Origin of the sequence: Albidovulum sp. (genome assembly GCF_008933605.1) — a bacterium.
Taxonomy (GTDB): domain Bacteria; phylum Pseudomonadota; class Alphaproteobacteria; order Rhodobacterales; family Rhodobacteraceae; genus Albidovulum.
Genome location: NZ_WBUS01000260.1, coordinates 1 through 2690, shown reverse-complemented (window position 1 = coordinate 2690; position 2690 = coordinate 1). Strand labels below are relative to the sequence as shown.

The window sequence follows — 2690 nt, the reverse complement described above, 5'->3', positions numbered from 1 at the left end:
CCGCAAGCTCAAGCGCGGCGGCGGAGCCGTCGACGGCCAGCGCCGACACTGCCCCGCCCGCGAGCGCCGCCAGCGCGAAGCCGCCGACATGGGAAAAGACGTCGAGTACCCGCGCCCCATTCGCGAGCCGCGCGGCGAAGGCATGGTTCTCGCGCTGGTCGAAGAAGAGCCCGGTCTTCTGCCCGCCGAGAAGGTCGGCCATGTAGGTGGCCCCGTTCATCGGCACCGGCACCGGCCCGTCGAGCGCGCCCGAGAGCACCGCCGTCTCCTCCGCCAGCCCTTCGAGCCCCCGCGCCCGCCCGGTGCCGTTCTTGACGATCGTCGTGACGCCGGTCACGGCGGCGAGCGCGCCCGCCAGATCGTCGATCATTGCCTCCGCCCAGGCGGCATTGGGCTGAATCACCGCCGCCGCGCCGAAGCGGTCGATCACGACCCCGGGCAAGCCGTCGGCCTCGGCGTGGACCAGCCGGTAGAATGGCGCCTCGTAAAGCCGCTCGCGGAGCGCCAGCGCGCAGGCGATGCGGGCGGCGATCCAGTCGCGACCGATCACGGCGCCCGCGTCGCGGTCGAGAACGCGGGCGATGATCTTCGATGCCGGGTTCACGGTGACGATGCCGAGGGGGCGCCGCTCGGCGTCCTCCAGCACGGCGATCGTGCCCGGGGCGAGCGCCTGCGTCCGCCGGTCGGTGACAAGCTCGTCGGCATAGACCCAGGGAAAGCCGTGGCGAATCGCGCGCGCTTCGGCCTTGGGACGGAGGCGGACGATGGGAGGGGATTGGGTCATGGCGTGGTCCCGCATGTTTCCACTCCCCTTAATCCGCCCGGCGCGCCGGCGAAAGCCCCGGGCCCGCGCCGGGCCCGCCCGTGGGGGACTGTCACCCCCGCCCGTTTCCGCTATCATCGGCCGCGAGCCCGCCGCCCGGCCCGGCCGGAGCGTTGCAGGCTTGCATTTCGTTAGCGCTAACAGTAAGAAGCCGCGGAACCGAGGGACCAGAGCCGAGGAGGATGCCATGCCCACGAACCCGCGCCTTCTGGAGATCACGGAGCGTATCCGCGTCCGCTCGGCCCCGCTGCGCGGCGCCTATCTCGACCGGCTCCGCGCGGCGCGCGACGAGGGTCCAGCCCGCGCGCATCTGAGCTGCAGCAACCAGGCCCATGCCTATGCGGCGACGGGGCAGGACAAGGCCGATCTGGCCTCCGGCCGCGCCCCGAACATCGGCATCGTCACCGCCTACAACGACATGCTCTCGGCGCACCAGCCTTACGAGGACTACCCGAAACTCATCCGCGCCGCGGCCCGCAGGGCCGGCGCCACGGCACAGGTTGCGGGCGGGGTTCCGGCGATGTGCGACGGCGTCACCCAGGGCCGCGCGGGCATGGAACTGTCGCTCTTCTCCCGCGACGTCATCGCGCTCGCCGCCGGCGTGGCGATGAGCCACAACTGCTACGACGCCGCCCTCTACCTCGGCATCTGCGACAAGATCGTGCCGGGCCTCGTTATCGCGGCGGCGACCTTCGGCCATGTGCCGGCCGTCTTCGTCCCCGCCGGGCCGATGACGAGCGGGCTGCCGAACGACGAAAAGGCCAAGGTCCGCCAGCAGTTCGAGGCCGGCGAAGTCGGCCGCGACAGGCTGATGGAGGCCGAGATGGCCTCCTACCACGGGCCGGGCACCTGCACCTTCTACGGCACGGCGAACACCAACCAGATGCTGATGGAGGTGATGGGCCTGCACCTGCCCGGCGCCTCCTTCGTCAACCCGAACACGCCGTTGCGCGAGGCCCTGACCGAAGCCGCCGTGACCCGCGCGACCGGGATCACCGCGCTTGGCAACGACTACCGCCCGCTGGGCGAGATCCTCGACGAACGCGCCTTCGTGAACGGCATCGTCGGGCTGATGGCGACCGGTGGGTCCACCAACCTCGTCCTCCACCTGCCGGCGATGGCGCGGGCGGCCGGTATCCTGCTGGAACCGCAGGATTTCGACGCGGTGTCCGGCCTCGTGCCGCTGATGGCCAGGGTCTATCCGAACGGGCTTGCCGACGTGAACCACTTCCACGCGGCGGGCGGGCTTGCCTTCCTGATCGGAGAACTGCTCGACGCGGGGCTCCTCCACGAGGACGTGCGCACCGTGGCGGGCGACGGGCTGCGGCGCTACGCCGAGGAGCCGGTTCTGGCCGAGGGCCGACTCGCCTGGCGCGACGGACCGAAGGCGACGCTGAACGATCGCATCCTGCGCCCTGCCGCCGACCCGTTCCAGCCGACCGGCGGCCTGCGGGAACTCACCGGCAATCTCGGCCGCGCCGTCATCAAGGTCTCGGCCGTGGCCGAGGAGCACCGCGTTATCGAGGCACCGGTGCGCGTATTCGCGGATCAGGAGGCGGTGAAGGCGGCCTTCCAGAAGGGCGAATTCACCGGGGACACCGTGGTCGTCGTCCGCTTCCAGGGGCCGCAGGCCAACGGCATGCCGGAACTCCATTCGCTGACGCCGGTGCTCTCGGTCCTGCTCGGCCGCGGGCTCAAGGTCGCGCTCGTCACCGACGGGCGGATGTCGGGCGCCTCCGGCAAGGTTCCAGCGGCGATCCATGTCAGCCCCGAGGCCGCCTGCGGCGGCGCGCTGGCGCGGCTGCGGGACGGCGACATGGTCCGGCTCGACGCGGTCGCGGGCACGCTCGACGCGGTGGGCGTGGAC

Annotated in this window: 2 protein-coding genes; one reads left to right on the top strand and one right to left on the bottom strand. The window is 71.7% G+C overall.

The window, feature by feature from the left end; all coding sequences use genetic code 11:
• Positions 1–784, bottom strand: a 784-nt coding sequence (locus F9K34_RS18480) for a class I SAM-dependent rRNA methyltransferase (protein WP_291338568.1), incomplete at its 3' end; no start/stop codon positions are given.
• Between the two features lie 226 nt (positions 785–1010).
• Here F9K34_RS18480 and edd point away from each other — a divergent pair.
• Positions 1011–2690, top strand: a 1680-nt coding sequence (gene edd / locus F9K34_RS18475; protein WP_291338567.1) for a phosphogluconate dehydratase, incomplete at its 3' end; no start/stop codon positions are given.